Source organism: Parapedobacter soli, from assembly GCF_025460835.1.
GTDB lineage: Bacteria > Bacteroidota > Bacteroidia > Sphingobacteriales > Sphingobacteriaceae > Parapedobacter > Parapedobacter soli.
Genome location: NZ_JAMXAY010000021.1, coordinates 60,198 through 78,804, shown reverse-complemented (window position 1 = coordinate 78,804; position 18,607 = coordinate 60,198). Strand labels below are relative to the sequence as shown.

The window sequence follows — 18,607 nt, the reverse complement described above, 5'->3', positions numbered from 1 at the left end:
TTTACTGACTGTTAGTGTGTTGTACAGAATTTAAGGGATGACTAACTACTCAATACTAAAAAACACAAAAATGAGAACACCAAAATTAATAACCAACTACAATCACCTGAATGATTCGGACCTCGCTTCATTCGCCACGCGTACCGCCGATGCGCTGCGCACGAACACCAACTTCCCCGATATGGTACCGGCATTTGCCGATTTCGAGCCGTTGGCGCTCGACTATATCGCCAAGCAGGCCATCACGGCCAGCGGCCGCGCCAGCGGGCAGCAAAAGGAAGAAAAGGATGAAGCCCGTAAGGCGTTGCTGAAATCCCTGCGCGCCGTGGCCAGCTATATCAACAATTTCACGGATGTGAGTTCCATCCAGCTGAGCTCGGGTTTTTATCCTGTGGCTGACCCGAAGGCACTGCAAGGCCCCGATCCGGTGGAGTGGATAAAGTTCCGCCAGGGAAGGCTGCCCGGCGAGATGATCCTCGATTGGGCAGCGGCGAATGGGGCAAAGGAATATGAGTATACCATCGCTGATGCAGTGGATGGCGAAGGACAGCCCATCTGGGGCGATATCCGCCGTTCCAGCCGTAGCAAGGGGGTTATCGTTACCGGCCTCGAAAACCGTACGGAGTACCGCGCACGCGTGCGTTCCCGCAACATCAAGGGCGAAAGTGCCTGGAGTACCGTTGCCACCGGATTTACCAGCTGGTAGCCAAAACCGGCCGGTGCATTCAAATCGGGGCGGTGTCATTCGGACATCGCCCCTTTTTCACATCTGTTTATTAAATACGATTAAAACTTACTTGACATGAGATATCACATATTAATCCTTTTGTTTGTATGGCTTTTATTAGGCTTTACCTCCTGCGCAAGCCGCAGGAGCAGCTATTTGGAAGATGCCAAGCAGGCGCTGACCATTCACCATACCGAGCAGCGGTCCACCGACAGCCAAGTCCACCGGTTAACAATTAATAATTATCTTGATTCCCTCCGGTATCACGAGACAGCCACGATCACACCGCTGGGCCGTTTCATCTACCACCCCGATTCGGGGTACCGGGGCCGGGCCAGCCTTGTGCAACTGCGGCGCCAAGGTGTCCGTATGGAACGGCACTCCTTCCACAATAGTGCACAGCACCTTTACCGCGCCGCTGCGGAGGTTTCCGACAGCGTAGCAACCGAAGAAACCCATGCCGTGGAGCAGCGCGAGAGACACCATACCCCGTGGTGGTGGGTTGTTGCCGCGCTGGTGCTCGTGTTGATTATAGGCCTCCTTGCCAGGTGGTTTTTCCATTGATTCCATTGGTTTTCCCACCAATCCGGGCTCGGGTTATACCCGACCGGTTTCGGTATATACCGCACCGGTTTCCTCCTGCATTCGACCGGTTTCGGTTGGTGTTGAGCTGGAACCAGCCGCAGTCTCCTCGGATTGGTTCTGACACGGCATGGGGCCGGGGATGTTACGGATGGGTTCAGGTTGCGCCGACATGGGTTCAGGTTGTGCCGGACTGGGTTTGGGCGGCCGCGCGCTGATACCGGTTGCGTCCCGTATGGGTTCGGGTACGTTGTGCCCGAACCCGTTTTCGTTTAACCCGGGTCTGGCCGGACACGTCGGTAAACCATGGGCGTTGCATCCGATATCGGGTGCCTTACACCCTGACCGGTGGCTGTTCCGGCTTAACCCAAGAGGATCGTGCCTTAATCCAGCCTGGTGCAACCTTAACCCAAGATGACCTCACACCAGTCCAATGGAATCCCAACCCCATCCAATGTGAGTTCATCCAAACCCAAGGTGACTTCGCAACAACCCCTTCCGCATGCAACCGAACCCGGTTGCGTTAGCCATGAACCCCTGTCTGTGCCACATGGATTGAGGACTGTTTGACCGGGGCCTGGCGGGGCGTTACCCGGTTTCCGGTAGTGTCGGGGTGGGACCGGGGTGGGTTGCACTGGGTCCAGTGCGGCGTTTCCCGGACTGGGTGCGGTGTCTCCCGGAGTCGGTACGGAGTATCCAGCTAAGGTCTTAAAAGCGCAGCAGCGCACCAGAGTAAGGGAGCTTGCCCGTGCATATCACCAGTGATCCGCCTTCTGTCCAGATAGTACTGCCTATCGTTCTTTTTGTTGGTGCCTTCGCATACTTCACGCATATCATCGTTTTCATCTAGGTAAGATACCAGCGTAAGCCAAGCCTTCTTAACTGCAGGGCCATAGGTTTTAACATCCAACCAGCCCTTTTTTACGCCAGTAATCATTGCAAATGTAAACATGCCCGTGCCGGAGGTCTCTGGCCATGATTCCTCGTCATCAATCAGCTGTCTCCACATTCCTGCTGGTGTTTGGTAGCGTAGCAGCGATGCCATCATGGTTCGGTAGCCTTCCATAATAACCGCATAGTGTTCGTTGGTTTCTGGGAGCGAACTGAGCAGCTCGGCCATTCCGGCGGCCATCCAACCATTGCCCCTTCCCCAATAAAATGGGACATCCGGCGCGTGGTAAAATAGTCCATTTGGCTTTTGTAATTCTTTTAGATAGAATACCATCTCCCGGGCTGCGCGCTCGATATATTTTTCCTCACCAGTAACACGATAGGCTTGCGCTTGCACGGCTGTAATCATGTACATGTCATCGATCCACAAACGGGTTTGCCACGTGTATCCTTGATAGTAGTAGTCGAACGATTCGGGTACGACGCGTTTTCCTTCCGGTGGGCCCCATTGCTTATCGGCGATGGCTATTCCCATGTCGAAGTAACGCTGATCATTTGTTTGCCTATAAAGTTGAAGTGGGACGGACCCGAAGACACAGTAATCCACATGGTCGGGTTCAGGTACCATCTGTTTCTCGGTAGTGAACAATGGCTCGAAACGGTCGGCTAGTGCCTTTACCAAGGAAGTATCGTTGCTTTCTTTCGAAAAGTTGAGCGCGCCATACCACGCGCATGTTTCGGGATAGGTAATCACCCGCGGCGGCGTGGGCTTACCGAAATTGGGATGGGGGGTAGCGATAAAGCGCCAGGCAACCTTGGTGCCGATCTCGAGCGGTGATTTACCTGTCGGCCACTCCTTGAGGTTCGCCGGTTGCTGGGCAATGGCCTGAAACGAAAATAGGCACGCCAGCACTAAAAATAATAAACTTGGACTTCTCATCGCAGTCGTCTAACTTCATAACCTAGTTAAGGTATGCAATAACGGTATATTTTTTTATAGCTTACTTTCTTGTTTTGGCTATTTACTCTAGGATTTTGGCTATTTATTGATTCACTTGCGCAGACTGCATGTATTCTCGGGGGCTCATGCCAAAGAAGGATTTGAATGACCTACTGAAGTATTTGGGATCATTAAACCCTACTTGATAGGCTACTTCGCTGATGGTTAACTGGTGTGGATACTCTAATAGACGCGCTGCTTTCCTTAACCTGATCGAATTGATAAGTTCAATGATATTCAAGCCGGTAAGTTGTTTTACTTTTTGAAAGAGCGCGGTACGGCTTATACCGATTTCGGTAGCCAGCATATTGACGTTGAATTCGCTTTGGGTTAAATTCTGCTCAACGATTTCAATGATTTTTGCCAACACATCATGCGTTGTGGTAATCTCGGGCATTGGCAAAGCAGGCTCCAGAAGATATTCTCGGATGAATTTTCTCCGTATTCCTTCCCTTGTTTGAAGGATATTAGAGATTTTCAGTACGAGCACCTGGAAACTAAAAGGTTTCGTGATATAGTCGTCGCTGCCTCTTTCCAGTGCTGCAATCACATGTTCAGGGGCTGTTCGGGCGGTGAGCAGGATAACTGCAATATGGTTGGTTTCGTTTTCTGATTTGATTTTTTTCAGTAACTCCATCCCATTGCTTATAGGCATCATGACATCGCTGATAACGATGTCCGGCTGCGTTTTTCCGATCAGCTCCCAAGCTTCGGAGCCATCGCTCGCTTCAATGACCGAATACCGGCCGCGTAACCCATCTGCGATGAATGACCGCAATTCGTCGTTATCGTCGACTACAAGAATGAGGGGCCTATCGCGATCCGGCTTCGGATCTTTGTTGAGCGATTCATTTTCCGAGTCATTGTAAAATGAAGAAGGGATCACCGATTCGGGCAGTTCACAATAGGTCCCATGTTCTTCAGTATTAAGAAGTACCTGTTGGCTAAAATGGTTTTTACCCATCGGGAGCAATATGGTAAACCGAGTATTGATCTCGCACAGGTCGGTCACATCGTTGCGAAGATTGCTAACAACAGTAATCTTACCACCGTGCAGTTTAACAAGGCCATCGGATAAAGCAAGGCCAATGCCCGAACCGGAGACACTGCGCGAATTATTGCTTTCCGGGCTATGTGCTTGGTAAAACTGCCCGAAAATGGCATCCTGCCTGTCTTCTGGTATCCCGATCCCGCTGTCTTCCACAATAATCTGGACAGCGCCTTCAGGATAGGTATCCGAAGGCGGGATTTTGCCTAATTTGACATGAATGTTCCCACCAGCTGGCGTGAATTTGAACGCGTTTGAAAGGAGATTGAACACCACCTTTTCCAATTGATCCGGATCTGCCCACAACATCTGCGGATGCCCCAACACGTTATCGAAACGAAGCGTAATGCGTTTTTCATCGGCAAGGTACCCAAACGTATCAATGAGTTGACCGAGGAAACCCGCCATTTCGATACGGCTAACATGGAGCCGCATAAGCCCACTCTCCTGTTTCCTGAAATCCAATATCTGGTCGACAAGTCGCAGTAATCGCCGGCTATTACGTTGCGCTGTGTGCAATAAGGATTGATAAGTATGCGGCAGGCTCGGCTCATCCAGCAGTCGCTCAACAGGGCCAATGATCAATGAAAGCGGTGTGCGGAATTCATGTGATACGTTGGCAAAGAAATTGAGCTTCTCTTCATGGATTTCCCGTTCCTTTTCAAGTGCCATATGTTCAATCAACAAGTCGTGTTTCAACTTATTGCGTGCATTGACAAATTTAAGGCATATATACACGGCAATACCCGTTATCACCGCGTAAACCAGATATGCCCACCAGGTTTTCCAGGGAGGTGGGAGGATATGGATGTCCAAAGCAACGGGGGTGTCATTCCAGATCCCGTCGTTATTTGCGCCTTTGACCAGCAGCGTGTAATGGCCGGCGTTTAGGTTGGTATAGCTGGCAACGGGAGTCTCCACGTAGTTCCATTCATTATCAAACCCTTCAAGTTTGTACGCATATTTGTTCTTCTTGGGTATGATGTAATTCAGAACGGCAAATTCGACGGAAAAGACATGCTGATCGTGTGGTAACGTGATGGACTTGGTTACGGAGATATGCTGGGGAAGTACATCGGATGTGCCTGGGGCAAGAGACTTGTTGAATAGTTTAAAATCTGAAAAAACAACCTGCGGGACGAATGAGTTTACCTTCATGCTGTCTGGCGCAAATAGGGTGAATCCACGGGCGTTGCCAAAAACCATATGCCCGTTTTCCAACTGGGAATATGCTCCAAAATTAAATTCATTGCTGTTAAGGCCATCGGCGGTGTCGTAGTTCCTGACGAGGCCAGACATAGGGTTGAATCTGCAGAGCCCACCATTGGTACTTAACCAAAGATTACCCAGTTTGTCTTCCAATATGCCGAATATGTTATTTCCCGGCAGACCGTTCCCCTGGTTGTACCGGGTAAAGGTATGATCTCGCGGGTTGTACCGGTTCAACCCGTCGTTATAGGTTCCTATCCAGATGTTTCCTCTATTGTCTTCAAAGATACTGATGACTACGTTGCCGCTGATGGTATTCGGATCCGTTGGATCCGATTTGAGTACCGTGAAGGTATCCTCGCCCGGGCGTTTTAAATTAAGCCCGTTTTGTGTGCCCACCCACAGATTTCCCCTCGAATCTTCAAAAAGCGAGCGGATATGGTCGGAGCTGATCTGAGGTTGTCGGAGTACTTCAAAGCTATCTGTGTTGTTTTTTCTTTTAATGTTCAGCCCACCCCCATAAGTCCCGATATATAAATCACCTTGCCGGTCTTGTATAACCGCGTAAATCCGGTTCTCAGAAAGTGACCTTGGGTCGCCAGGGTCGTGTTTGAAGGTTACAAAGGTTTGTTCGCCCTTCTTAAGCGCATTCAGTCCCCCTTGGAAAGTACCCACCCACAGCGTGCCTTCGTTGTCCAGGCAAAGTGATTTTACGTTATTGTGGCTGAGACTGCCTTTATGCTGGGGGTCATGTTGGAAGCTGGTGAACTGTCCGGTTGTTATGTCATAGTGGTTCAGTCCCCCTCCTTCCGTTCCTATCCATAAATCACCGGTGGGCGCCTGGATAAATGAACTCACCACATTATAAGTCAGGCTATTGGTGTTAGGATGGTGGTAAAAATTATGAAAGTTAGGGATGTCAGGATCCAGGATACTTACGCCACCGAAGTAAGTGCCCACCCAGATTGACCCACGGTTGTCTTGGAATATCGGCCTTACGGAGTTATTACTAATCCCGCTTGATTGTTGGTCGGTATACGTATAGAACGCCCCATCCCGATACAGGCTGAGCCCCTTAAATGTGCCAAGCCAGATGTTTTCTCTGCGATCCTTTACGATGGACCGTACATCGTTGTCGGGAAGTCCCTGTTCCATTCCCGGAAAGTGCTTGTGGTAGGTAAACGTATTTGTTTTGCGATCAAGAATATTGATACCTCCACTCTTGGTCCCGATCCATAGCTTGTCTTTTTCAACCTCAACAATCGTATTGATCCAGTTGTCGGTAAGTGAGCCCTTCGTTTTGCCTTTCACATAATAGTGCTCTACCGTCAGTTTATCCGGCTGCTTTTCGTCGACCATAACGCTTAGCAAGCCACTCTCGGTACCCAACCAAAGCAAGCCGTCGGCGCCGGCAAACAAGCATCTTACCTTGGAAAACACATGATTGGTTGTGTCAATGACGACTTCATACTTGCTGAATATTGATTTGATATTTGGCGGCACGTCTTCGCCTATCCTGAACAATCCGCCATTGGTGGCAATCCAGACATCTCCCTTTTTGTCATCCGTAATGGCATATACAGAGGGTTCTCCGTGGTCGAGGGGTATGCGTATGAAGCGGTCGAGCGCCCGATCGTACAAGTTGAGGCCATTGCTTGTCCCAATCCACAACCGGTGGTATTGGTCTTCGAACACGGCCTGGATGAAATTATCGGTTAAGGAAGTGGTGTCGTTGGGTGCGTTCCGGTAAACGGTAACACTGCCGGCGTCGTATTTGTTCAATCCATCCCGTGTGCCTATCCACATCAGCCCTAGGTAATCCTGGCTAATGGCATACACCGTATTTTGGGATAGTCCATCAACCACATTAAGGTGGGTGAACTTCATATGCGGATACTGTGCCGATGCCTTCAATAAGAAAGCGGCACACGCGAGACCACATAAAACGATGTTCCTGAATAACATTTTCGGGATAAAATTGGTTACAACCAAATGGTAAAAATAAGCTTTTATTTAATAACCTGTGGCAGATAACGGCGATTTTCCGATAACAAGCTATTTTTTACCCCTTTTTCTGTCGAAAAATGCACCTCTTTGTCGGCTGTCCCTCCCAATTTTACAGGCTGTAAACAAGGGCGTTTTTCGCCTTGCCAAGTATAAGCATATCGTTGACATGTTGCTTTCAACTGATTCGATAGGAGTATACCGTAGTTATGCGTTCGATTATCCATGTAAACTAAAATAGAGAAACGATGAAACCACAATTACTGAAAGTGTCGTTTGGCCCTGCGCAGTCATTCAGTGTCAGGCAGGATTCGCAACCATCTATTAACAACAAATGGCATTACCACCAGGAATTGGAGTTGATCCATTTCCATAAAGGGGAGGGTATGCAATTCATCGGCGACAGTATGCGGCGTTTTAACGAGGGCGATATCTTGCTGGTGGGCCCTTACCTGCCCCACTACTGGCGGTTTGATGATGAGTATTTTGAAGAACGCCGGCACTCATCCGTAGATGTAAGGGTCGCTCATTTCAGGGAAGACCTTTGGGGGAGTTGCTTCATCAACCTGCCCGAGAATAAATCGTTGAAAGACATGTTGGAACAATCCAAAAGAGGTTTGAAGGTAAACGGTGGGAACAACACGGCTATTGCCTCCTTGCTGGCAAAAATGCTCCATGCGGATGGCGCTCAGCGATTGATCCTCCTGACCCAGATTCTGGTGGAAATAGCCAGTAAAAGTGAAGTCGAACTGCTTTCCTCCGTTGGCTTTCAATCAACCGTCGAGCAAGCCGAAGAGGAACGGCTGAAAGACGTATATGAATATTCTTACCGCAACTTCCGGAAACGGATTTCCTTGGATGAAATCGCGGAAATCGCCAACGTAAGCCCCAACTCATTCTGTAGGTTTTTCAAATCGCGTACACAGAAAACCTATTCCCAATTTTTAACGGAAATCAAAGTAGGGCAAGCCTGCAAGCTGCTCATTGAAAATCGGCTAAACGTAAAACAAGTCTGTTTCAGCAGCGGATTCAACAATTTTACCAGCTTTTATAAAAGCTTCAAAGATATTACCGGCAGAAGCCCGCTTAACTATCAAAAAGAATATGTGAATTTTTAATCATCGATATCAAATCCCTTAGCTTATGAAGCTTCAAAGAATCAGTCTAATTATTGTTTTTTTACTTTCTGTTGTTTCTGTCGCCGCGCAGATCACTTGGAAAGAGGTGTTGCCCGGTGTCTGGAAAGGAAGTGCCGGAGCGCCGGATGCTTACAATTTTTTAACCGTTACGGAAGTGCAACCACGTGAAGATGCCATCCAAGCCATGGCCAGCGCGCCTTTTCCGTTGGAGCGAGCGAAAATAACTGCTGCGGTGTTGAACGGCGAAACCTATCTACGCTTTCCCCTGGAAAAGGGAGAACAGGTATTTGGTTTCGGTTTGAATTTCCAAAGTGTGCATCAACGCGGGAAAGTGCTGAACCTGCACGTGGATCATTATGGTGGCAGGGACAACGGCCGGACCCATGCGCCGGTTCCCTTCTATGTGTCGTCACGGGGGTATGGGGTATTCATCAATGCTGCTCGATACCTTACTGTCTACGCCGGCACGGCGGTCAGGTTAGATAGCGATGATTTTCCTGAGGTAAAAGACCGCAATTTAGACAAAAGTTGGACTTCGCGCCCCTATTCAGATGCTGTGGAAATATTGGTTCCTGCCGACGGTGCCGAATTCTATGTTTTTGCAGGTCCCTCGCCCCTGGAGGCCGTGAGCCGCTTTAACCTGTTCAACGGCGGTGGCTGCCTGCCACCAAGATGGGGGCTCGGGTTTACGCAGCGGGTCAGAACGCTTTATACGGAAGAAGATGTGGCTGAAGAGGTGCAAGCGTTTGCTGACAGGGGGTTCCCACTCGATTTCGTCGGACTTGAACCTGGCTGGCAAAGTAAGGCCTATCCTTGTACGTTCGAATGGGATTCGACACGCTTCCCAAGACCACAGCAGTTTGTCGATGATATGCTTGCCAAAGGAGTCAGAGTGAATCTTTGGACCAACCCCTATGTAGCACCGCAATCTCCCATTTATAAATCCATACTGCCTTTCACGGGTTCGCATACCGTATGGCTAGGCGCGGTTCCGGACCTCACCATGCCACAAGCCCGCGACTTATTCTTCGGCCAATTAAACAAAAGCCAGGTAGCTATCGGTGTGAGTGGTTACAAATTTGACGAAGTGGATGGTTACGACCATTATTTATGGCCCGATGTGGCTACGTTTCCTTCCGGAAAGACGGCCGAACAGCTGCGTCAAACCTACGGATTGATGATTCAACGGTATAGCACGGAGCTTTTCCATGATCGCAACCAGCGTACGTTCGGTTTGGTACGTGGATCCAATGCTGGTGCTGTATCCTATCCATACGTGATTTACAACGATTACTATAACCACGAGCATTTTATCACTGCACTCATCAACAGTGGTTTTTCGGGTGTTTTATGGACGCCTGAAGCGCGCGCTTCGAAATCCGCCGAGGAGTGGTTGCGGCGTATGCAGTCCGTGGTATTCTCACCGATGGCCATGATCAATGCGTGGTCAAGCGGCACCAAGCCCTGGTCGTACCCCGAAGTGGAAGACCAAGTACGCGAAATGGCTATCCTGCGAATGCGGATGATGCCCTATTGGTACAGCGAGTTTGCAAAGTACCATTTCCAAGGAATCCCGCCTTTCCGTGCGATGAACCTGGAACCCGGGTTCCAGGCAGATCTCGATACGCAGGAGGGATCGACCGACCTAGAAGAGAACCCGTATGCCGAGGCCGTCAATAAGGAGGTGAAAGATCAGTATATGGCAGGGGAATATTTGTTAGTTGCCCCCATGTTTGCTGGACAGGAAAGCCGGTCTGTCATCCTGCCAAAAGGCAATTGGTATGATTTCTATACGGGCGAATATGCAGGAAACGGTGAGGTTATTACCGTAACACCGGGGCTGGACCGTATCCCGGTCTATGTAAAAGACGGCGGCATCATTCCGTTCGGTCCCGTGCTGATGCATGCACCCGAACCGGGCGAAAAGATCGATCTGGAAATCAGGTATTACGGCCATAAGCCAGGCACATACCATTTGTATGACGACGATGGAGTAACGTACGACTATGAGAAAGGGGATTACACCTTCCGCGAAATACGTGTGGTTAGGCAGGCGAATGGTACACTGAAGACGAGCATTTCGGCCCCGGTATCGGGAAAGCCAAATACTGTTGCTTCTATTGAGTTTGTTGCCATGACGAAATAGGTATGAAGAAGGGTATTTTTATCATCGCATTATTCCTTACTATAGGTAGCTCCGTCCATGCCCAAAGAAGTGGGAAGGGGACGGATTCCAAGGATACATATTTCATAAAGGCCGCCCAATTGCTGAAGAGGCAAACGCTACATGAAGCCAAGAACGCGTTGCGGCAAAAGCCGATTACGATTACGACGTACAAGGCGTCGAGAAGCGCGGGTGGTATCAACGATTTTTATTCCGAAGGCGATTATTGGTGGCCAGATCCCGACGACCCCGGCGGTCCCTATGTCCAGCGCGATGGCCTCTCCAACCCGGATAATTTTGTAGCGCATCGCCTCGCATTGATTCGTTTTAGCGAGCTTATCGGCGCGTTGGCATCAGCCTATAAACTAACCGGCAATGAGAAGTATGTCCGCGCTGCAATTCCACACCTGAGGGCGTGGTTTATCGACGCGGAAACCCGCATGAATCCCTCGTTGCTATATGCGCAGGCCATCAAAGGCCGGTTTACGGGGCGCGGTATCGGAATCATCGATACCATACACCTGATGGAGGTGGCCCAGGGCATTCTGGTCATGCAGGCGCATATCGATCCTGCTGAATTGGAACGTATCAAAGCTTGGTTTGAAGCCTATCTGGATTGGCTGATGACCCACCCGTATGGCCAGGCGGAGATGAATGCAATAAATAACCATGGCACCTGTTTCGTGATGCAGGTTGCCGCCTTTGCTGCCCTGACAGGAGATGAAGAGCGATTGTCGTTTTGCAGCGAACGCTTCAAACAGGTGTTGCTGCCCGATCAAATGGCCGCCGATGGTAGTTTCCCCCGCGAAATTAACCGCACCAAACCTTACGGCTATTCGCTATTCAACCTGGATGCCATGACCATGATCTGCCAGATACTTTCATCGCCCGAAGACAATTTATGGGAATACGTCACCCCGGATGGCAAATCCATCAGGAAAGGGATAGCCTATCTATACCCTTTCGTCAACGACAAAAGCAAATGGCCCTTTTCCCAAGATGTGATGTACTGGAACGATTGGCCGGTAGCCCAGCCCTTTTTGTTTTTCGGGGCATGTGCATTTGAAAATGACGCCTGGTTTGCCACCTGGAGCAAGCTCGACCATAAACCGAACGTGGCGGAAGTAATACGGAACCTCCCCATAAGGCACCCATTAATTTGGATAAACTGATTTTCACTATATAATATGAAGTATTTTAAATTACCCCTAACCTTAGTTGTAGCGATGTGCTTACTGGCCGGTTGTTCTGCCCATATTCCAACCGATGGGCGGGTTGATAAAGCTGCGCACCAAATACAGTTATTGCTGAAAGAAACAGATAAAGTTAAAGAGCAGAACGAACAGAGGAATCTGGTGGCGCCCCGCACCATCGAAGCGGGGCGATTGAAATTGGTCCCGTCGCGCGATTGGACCAGCGGTTTTTTTGCTGGTTGCCTCTGGTATCTCTATGAACTCACCGGCGATAATGGGTGGAAAGAACAGGCAATATCATATACAATTGATATTGAAAAAGAGAAATTTAATGCCGGTACGCACGATATGGGTTTTAAAATCTATTGCAGTTACGGCAATGGGTATCGGCTTACCCATAGCCCACAATATCGGGATGTAATCATCAAGGCTGCGAAAACGTTGTCCACACGTTATAATGCCAAGGTTGGTGCCATCCGGTCGTGGGATCATAACCAGGATAAATGGGAATTTCCAGTCATTATTGATAACATGATGAACCTGGAATTACTCTTTGAGGCCACCAAACTCACCGGCGATTCCTCTTTTTATCAAATTGCCGTAGCCCATGCCAACACAACTATGGAGAATCATTTCCGTGAAGACTTCAGCAGTTGGCACGTCATCGATTATAATCCCGAGACAGGGGCTGTCGTACATCGGCATACGCATCAGGGGTACGCGCATCATTCGGCGTGGTCTAGGGGGCAAGCATGGGCGCTGTATGGCTATACCATGTGTTACCGTGAAACCCACGATCCGCGGTATTTACAGCAGGCGGAGGCGGTTGCCGCATATATGTTCAACCATCCGAATATGCCCAGCGACTTCGTGCCTTATTGGGACTTCGACGCTCCAGATATCCCTGCTGAACCTCGGGATGTTTCGGCGGCGGCAATCATGGCGTCTGCGCTCTATGAACTGAGTACATTCAGCGAAAAAAATGAGGGCTATTACGCAAAGGCCGATGCCATCATGCGGAATATCGAAGACACCTATGCTTCCCGGCCGGGAACGAATAAGGGGTTTATCCTGGGGCATAGTACGGGCTCGAAACCATCGGACAGTGAGGTGGATGAACCATTGATTTATGCCGACTACTATTACCTGGAGGCTATGCTTCGGGCGAAAAATAGGTTGAATTAATAGGTTGTGGCGCTTTTTGCCAAAAGTGCTTATGACCAAGCCAATATCCGATATAAATAAAAGTCTGGTTACGTGTACTTTAGTAGACGAAATAAATCTCACTGAAATAACTAATTGGTAAACCTTTAAAAATGCGTATGGACGAATTTACCTAATTGAACGTGTGCAGTCCGTAGACCGGTATGGACGCGTTGTATTTCAGGGCGGACCGTGGTGTTAAGTACGAGTATCACATAGCCTTGACTAGTTAACCAAATGAATGCTTAATTGAAAATTTGAACATGATTATGAAAGATAGTTCACTGTGCCGTAAGGTTGGTGTTGGCCTTCTCATATTTGCTTTTTGCGGGCATCACCTTTCGCTGCATGCAAAAATGGTCGCTGAAAGCACCTTCATCAATATCCTAGAAATCCATTCTTTCCAGAAGGAGATTCGTGGTACGGTCACCGATGCGCAGGGGCCGCTTCCCGGAGTATCGGTGACCGTTAAAGACCAACAAAATATAGGAACAACCACAGACTTAAACGGTAGGTTCTTCTTGGAAATGCCTAGCGAAGATGCGATTCTGGTATTTTCGATGGTTGGATTCGAAACCCAGGAAATCCCCGTAGCGGGGAAGGAGGTAATCAATGTGGAACTCCAGATGGTTGAAGGACAATTGGACGAGGCAGTGGTGGTCGCCTTCGGTACCCAAAAAAAGGAATCCGTTATCGGGTCGATAACAACTATTAATCCCCAGGAGCTGAAAGTCCCTTCGAGTAATTTGACAACGGCATTAGCTGGACGGTTGGCGGGTGTCATTGCTTATCAGCGCAGTGGTGAACCAGGGATGGATAACGCCGAGTTCTTTATCCGCGGAGCGACAACCTTCGGTTACAAATCTGACCCGTTAATCCTCATCGATGGTATGGAATATTCGACAACGGACCTGGCACAGTTAACACTGGATGACATTGAGAGTTTTTCTATCCTGAAAGACGCGTCGGCCAATGCGTTATATGGTGCGCGTGGTGCAAATGGTGTTATTCTGGTCACGACCAAACAAGGTAAAGAAGGGAAGCCTAAGATTAATATTCGCTTCGAGAACTCGATATCATCAGCAACTCGTAATATCGCGTTGGCCGACCCAATTACTTATATGCGTTTACACAATGAAGCGTATATTACCCGGCAGCCAAATACGCCTATCCCTTATTCGCGCAGCAAAATAGATAATACCGTTGCGGGCACCAACCCAGTGGCTTTTCCGGCAGTAGACTGGCAGGGGCAATTGCTCCGTAACCAAACAATCAATCAACGTTTTAACTTCAGTTTGGGCGGTGGGGGCCAGGTCGCTACGTACTATGTGTCGGGTGCTATTAACCAAGATAATGGCATATTGAAAGTAGACGATCGGAATAACTTCAATAACAACATCGATCTGAAAAAATATAACCTCCGTTCGAATGTGGGATTGAATGTGACCAAATCGACACGCGTAGATATCCGGTTAAACGGCAATTTCGATGACTATAATGGCCCCTTGGATGGTGGGGAAGGGATATACCGGAAGATTATGCGGTCCAGCCCGGTCCAATTTCTGCCCTATTACCCCTATGTGCCGGGTGCTGGTGGCACGGCCAAACACATCATGTTTGGAAATCTTGAACAGGGAGATTACCTGAATCCTTATGCGGATATGGTGAAGGGTTACAAAGAATCTGCCCGTTCGCTGATGGTAGCGCAAGTAGAATTGAAGCAAGACCTGTCTTTTATAACACAAGGATTAGCCCTGAATGCGATGAGTAATGTCAATCGGGAGTCGTTCTTTGATTTAAGGCGCCAATATACTCCGTTTTTTTATTCGGCGGGTAGTTACAATAAGTTAGATGACACCTATCGGATTACGCCGATCAACCCTGATAGTGGAACCGACTACCTGGATTTTCAGGAAGGGGATAAGCTCGTGTCGTCTGTATTTCATTTCCAGTCGGCACTGACATATAACCGATCGTTGAAAGACAAGCATGTACTGGGGGGCACGTTAGTACTCTTGCTGAACTCGCGGTTAGATGGTAATGCGGGTAGCCTGCAGGAATCGTTGGCTGCCCGTAATCTGGGGATTTCCGGGCGGGCGACTTATGGTTTCGATAACCGTTATTTCGCCGAATTTAACTTTGGCTATAATGGATCGGAGCGCTTTTACAAAACCGAACGTTATGGGTTTTTCCCATCAGCGGGCTTAGCTTGGCAGATTTCCAATGAAAAATTCTTTGAGCCGCTGTTGAGTACCGTCAGCAAGCTGAAAATAAGGGGTAATTACGGGCTGGTAGGCAACGATGCTATCGGCAGTAAGAACGAAAGATTCTTCTACCTTTCTGAAGTAAATATGAGCAATAGCGGCATGGGGGCAACTTTTGGGTCACGCGGAGGCTATTCGAGACCAGGTATCTCCGTAAGTCGCTATGAAAACCGAGCCGTTACATGGGAAACCGCGGCAAATTCGACGTTCGGACTCGAATTGGGACTATGGCGAAAATTGGATATCATCGCTGAATATTTTACGGAACACCGGTATAATATTTTGATGAGCAGGGCTTCCATCCCGAATACGATGGGCTTGCAGGGAAGCGTGCCGAAAGCAAACGTGGGCGAAGCTCGATCGAGGTCTTTTGAATTGCAGGTTGATTATAATAATGCGATTACGCCGGATCTTTATATCGGTGTACGCGGTAATTTTACGTATGCACGCAATCATTTCAGTGCCTATGAAGAGCCCGAGTACGCTTATCCGTGGCAGTACAGGGTAGGTCATTCGACTTCACAGCGGTGGGGATACATTGCCGAACGCTTGTTCGTGGATGATGAGGAGGTACGCAGCTCTCCCACCCAGAATTTCGGCAGTAACCCGACGATGGGGGGCGACATCAAATACCGTGATACCAATGCGGATGGTGTGATCAATACGCTCGACCAAGTGCCAATCGGCTATCCGACCCGGCCCGAAATCATTTACGGCTTCGGTGTTTCGGTATCCTATAAAGGCTTTGATTTCAGTACCTTTTTGCAGGGATCGGCAAGGTCTTCTTTTTGGATTGACCCCGAGGCGACAGCCCCTTTTGTGGAATATAGAAGCAATGGTAACGATTTGGTAGGATATCGACTGCAGAACCAATTGTTGCAGGCGTATGCTGATAATCACTGGTCGGAACACAATCAAAACCTATATGCGTTATGGCCGCGCCTAAGTGCCTATCCCATCCAGAACGGAAGCGGTGGCTCGTTACAATCAAACAACACTCAATCCAGCACTTGGTTTATGCGTGATGGCTCATTCCTCCGTATTAAACAGGTAGAGTTGGGCTATTCGATTCCGCAGGCGCTCATTGAGCGTATCCGGGTGTCGAACCTACGGCTGTATGTTACTGGAAGTAACTTGTTTACAATCAGTAAATTTAAATTATGGGATGTGGAAATGGCAGGTAATGGATTGGGGTATCCTGTACAGAAAGTTATCAATTTTGGTATCCAGGTTGGGTTTTAATCGATTATGATGATGAAAAAAATTAGCATATTATTATTCAGTGCATTATCGGGCATTTTCTTTTCGTGCGACAAATACTTGGATGTTGTCCCCGACAATGTTGCTACCATAGATTATGCATTCAATTTAAGGGCGTCTGCTGAGAAATATCTATTTACATGTTACTCGTATATGCCCGATCATGGCCATTTCAATAGCAACCCGGCGTTTATGGCGGCAGATGAAATATGGAATGCGAATCCACCGGCTGACGTATCAAGTAACTTTTACAATATAGCCTTGGGCCTTCAGAACGTGTCGAATCCCTTCGGTAATTTTTGGAGCGGCAGTAGAGGAGGGAAGCCGTTATTCCAGGGTATCAGGGATTGCAATATTTTTCTGGAGAACATCGATAAAGTTGAGGAAATGGATGTTTGGGAAAAAGAGCGCTGGAAAGCAGAGGCAACGTTTCTGAAAGCGTATTACCATTTTTATTTGATGCGGATGTATGGGGCTATCCCTATTATGAAGGAAAACTTACCCATTGCCGCTACACCGGACGAAGTGCAGGTTTATCGGCAGCCGGTAGACACGGTGGTCAGCTACGTTGTACAGCTCCTAGATGAAGCCTATGCGAATCCGAACCTTCCTGAAACGCTTGGCGGAACAGAGCAATCGGAATTAGGGAGAATTACCAAGCCGATTGTACTCGCGTTGAAAGCTAAAGTATTGGTTACCGCGGCGAGCCCATTGTTTAATGGTAATCCGGAGTATGCCGATTTGAAAGACAATCGTGGCGTGCAGTTGTTCAGCTCGTCGTATGATGTGGATAAATGGGTACGTGCCGCCGCTGCCTGTAAAGAAGCGATAGACTATTGCCACTCTTTTGGCTACGGACTTAGCCTGAATAGTGGCCTTGCAACCTATACCGTCAATGATACCATCGAAAAGGAAATGAGGGTGCGTACTGCCATAACGATGGAAGGTACGACAGAAGTGATATGGCCCAATACGAACAGTATGGCCGACGTAAATATGCAACGTTGGTCGATGGGGATTATTAAACCCGGAGCGACCAGCAATAGTGGGCCGAAAGGTATCCTCGCACCAACGATCAAAATGGCGGAAATGTTCTATACCGAACATGGCCTACCGATTACAGACGATAAAACCTGGGATTATGCGGGCCGTTATGAATTGGCGACAGCTGGTGAAGAAGACCGCTTCTACATTGCATTGGATTCCAATACGGTAAAAATGCATTTTGACCGTGAGCCCCGCTTTTATGCCAGTTTGGGATTTGATAGGGGCATATGGTTCGGTAACTGGGTTGATAACTACGACGTAACCAACGATCTGGGTTTCATACGTGGCCGGAGTTCTGAAATTTCTGCCCGCCAGGGTATCAGTAATTATACGATTACCGGATACTGGATTAAAAAACTGGTTAATATCGAGACGTTCTGTGCTGCCGATGGAAACATCACCAACAATATCGTACGTTACCCATGGCCGGAAATTCGGATGTCTGATTTGTATTTGCTCTACGCCGAAGCCCTGAATGAAGTGGGCAACGGGTATACACCGGAAATTACCGAGTACATCAATTTGGTGCGCTCCCGTACTGACCTTCCGACGGTGGAAGAGGCGTGGGATCAATATTCCACTCAGCCGGGTTACTACAATACTAAAGAAAACCTGAGAAACATTATTAAGCAGGAGCGTGCCATCGAATTGGCATTCGAAGGGCATCGTTTCTGGGACCTGCTACGATGGAAAGACGCACACCGCGCATTAAATCAACCGGTAAAAGGGTGGGATATCACCCAGAAAAGTGCCAATTCTTATTACAGGCCAGTCCTGCTGTTTAACCAGCACTTTACAATGAAAGAGTATTTGTGGCCGATTGAAATTGACGAACTGCAAATAAATAGGAATCTGGTTCAAAATCCAGGTTGGTAA

The 18,607-nt window shown here is 48.5% G+C and carries 11 protein-coding genes; 8 read left to right on the top strand and 3 right to left on the bottom strand.

Translation table 11 applies throughout. The features are described from left to right. Nucleotides 1-70 precede the first annotated feature (70 nt). Nucleotides 71-706, top strand: coding sequence for a fibronectin type III domain-containing protein (locus NGM62_RS10835; RefSeq protein ID WP_262247911.1), 636 nt, complete (start codon nucleotides 71-73; stop codon nucleotides 704-706). A 96-nt stretch (nucleotides 707-802) separates the two neighbouring features. Beyond that, a complete protein-coding gene (locus tag NGM62_RS10830) occupies nucleotides 803-1,291 on the top strand; it encodes a hypothetical protein (protein WP_262247910.1) in 489 nt (162 codons plus the stop codon). Between the two features lie 33 nt (nucleotides 1,292-1,324). Here NGM62_RS10830 and NGM62_RS10825 read toward each other — a convergent pair whose 3' ends face one another. From NGM62_RS10825 to NGM62_RS10815, 3 genes are all read right to left on the bottom strand, one after another. Then, nucleotides 1,325-1,483: a hypothetical protein gene (locus tag NGM62_RS10825; protein ID WP_262247909.1), complete on the bottom strand. Its 159-nt coding sequence runs from the start codon at nucleotides 1,481-1,483 to the stop codon at nucleotides 1,325-1,327. A 526-nt stretch (nucleotides 1,484-2,009) separates the two neighbouring features. Beyond that, nucleotides 2,010-3,140, bottom strand: a complete 1,131-nt coding sequence (locus NGM62_RS10820; RefSeq protein WP_262247907.1) for a glycoside hydrolase family 88/105 protein — start codon at nucleotides 3,138-3,140, stop codon at nucleotides 2,010-2,012. Between the two features lie 103 nt (nucleotides 3,141-3,243). After that, nucleotides 3,244-7,422 (bottom strand): hybrid sensor histidine kinase/response regulator transcription factor, encoded by a 4,179-nt coding sequence (locus NGM62_RS10815; RefSeq protein ID WP_262247905.1) that lies wholly within the window; start codon nucleotides 7,420-7,422, stop codon nucleotides 3,244-3,246. Between the two features lie 287 nt (nucleotides 7,423-7,709). On the opposite strand from NGM62_RS10815, the gene NGM62_RS10810 reads away from it, so the two are divergent. The 6 genes from NGM62_RS10810 (at nucleotide 7,710) to NGM62_RS10785 (ending at nucleotide 18,607) form a co-directional block, all read left to right on the top strand. Then, a complete protein-coding gene (locus NGM62_RS10810) occupies nucleotides 7,710-8,579 on the top strand; it encodes an AraC family transcriptional regulator (protein WP_262247903.1) in 870 nt (289 codons plus the stop codon). A 25-nt stretch (nucleotides 8,580-8,604) separates the two neighbouring features. Beyond that, nucleotides 8,605-10,746: a glycoside hydrolase family 31 protein gene (locus NGM62_RS10805; RefSeq protein WP_262247901.1), complete on the top strand. Its 2,142-nt coding sequence runs from the start codon at nucleotides 8,605-8,607 to the stop codon at nucleotides 10,744-10,746. 2 nt (nucleotides 10,747-10,748) lie between these two features. Next, nucleotides 10,749-11,936: an alginate lyase family protein gene (locus tag NGM62_RS10800; protein WP_262247899.1), complete on the top strand. Its 1,188-nt coding sequence runs from the start codon at nucleotides 10,749-10,751 to the stop codon at nucleotides 11,934-11,936. A gap of 15 nt (nucleotides 11,937-11,951) precedes the next feature. Further along, nucleotides 11,952-13,142, top strand: a complete 1,191-nt coding sequence (locus tag NGM62_RS10795) for a glycoside hydrolase family 88 protein (protein WP_262247898.1) — start codon at nucleotides 11,952-11,954, stop codon at nucleotides 13,140-13,142. Between the two features lie 287 nt (nucleotides 13,143-13,429). Further along, nucleotides 13,430-16,666 (top strand): SusC/RagA family TonB-linked outer membrane protein, encoded by a 3,237-nt coding sequence (locus NGM62_RS10790; RefSeq protein WP_262247896.1) that lies wholly within the window; start codon nucleotides 13,430-13,432, stop codon nucleotides 16,664-16,666. Between the two features lie 6 nt (nucleotides 16,667-16,672). Continuing rightward, nucleotides 16,673-18,607, top strand: coding sequence for a RagB/SusD family nutrient uptake outer membrane protein (locus tag NGM62_RS10785; protein WP_262247894.1), 1,935 nt, complete (start codon nucleotides 16,673-16,675; stop codon nucleotides 18,605-18,607).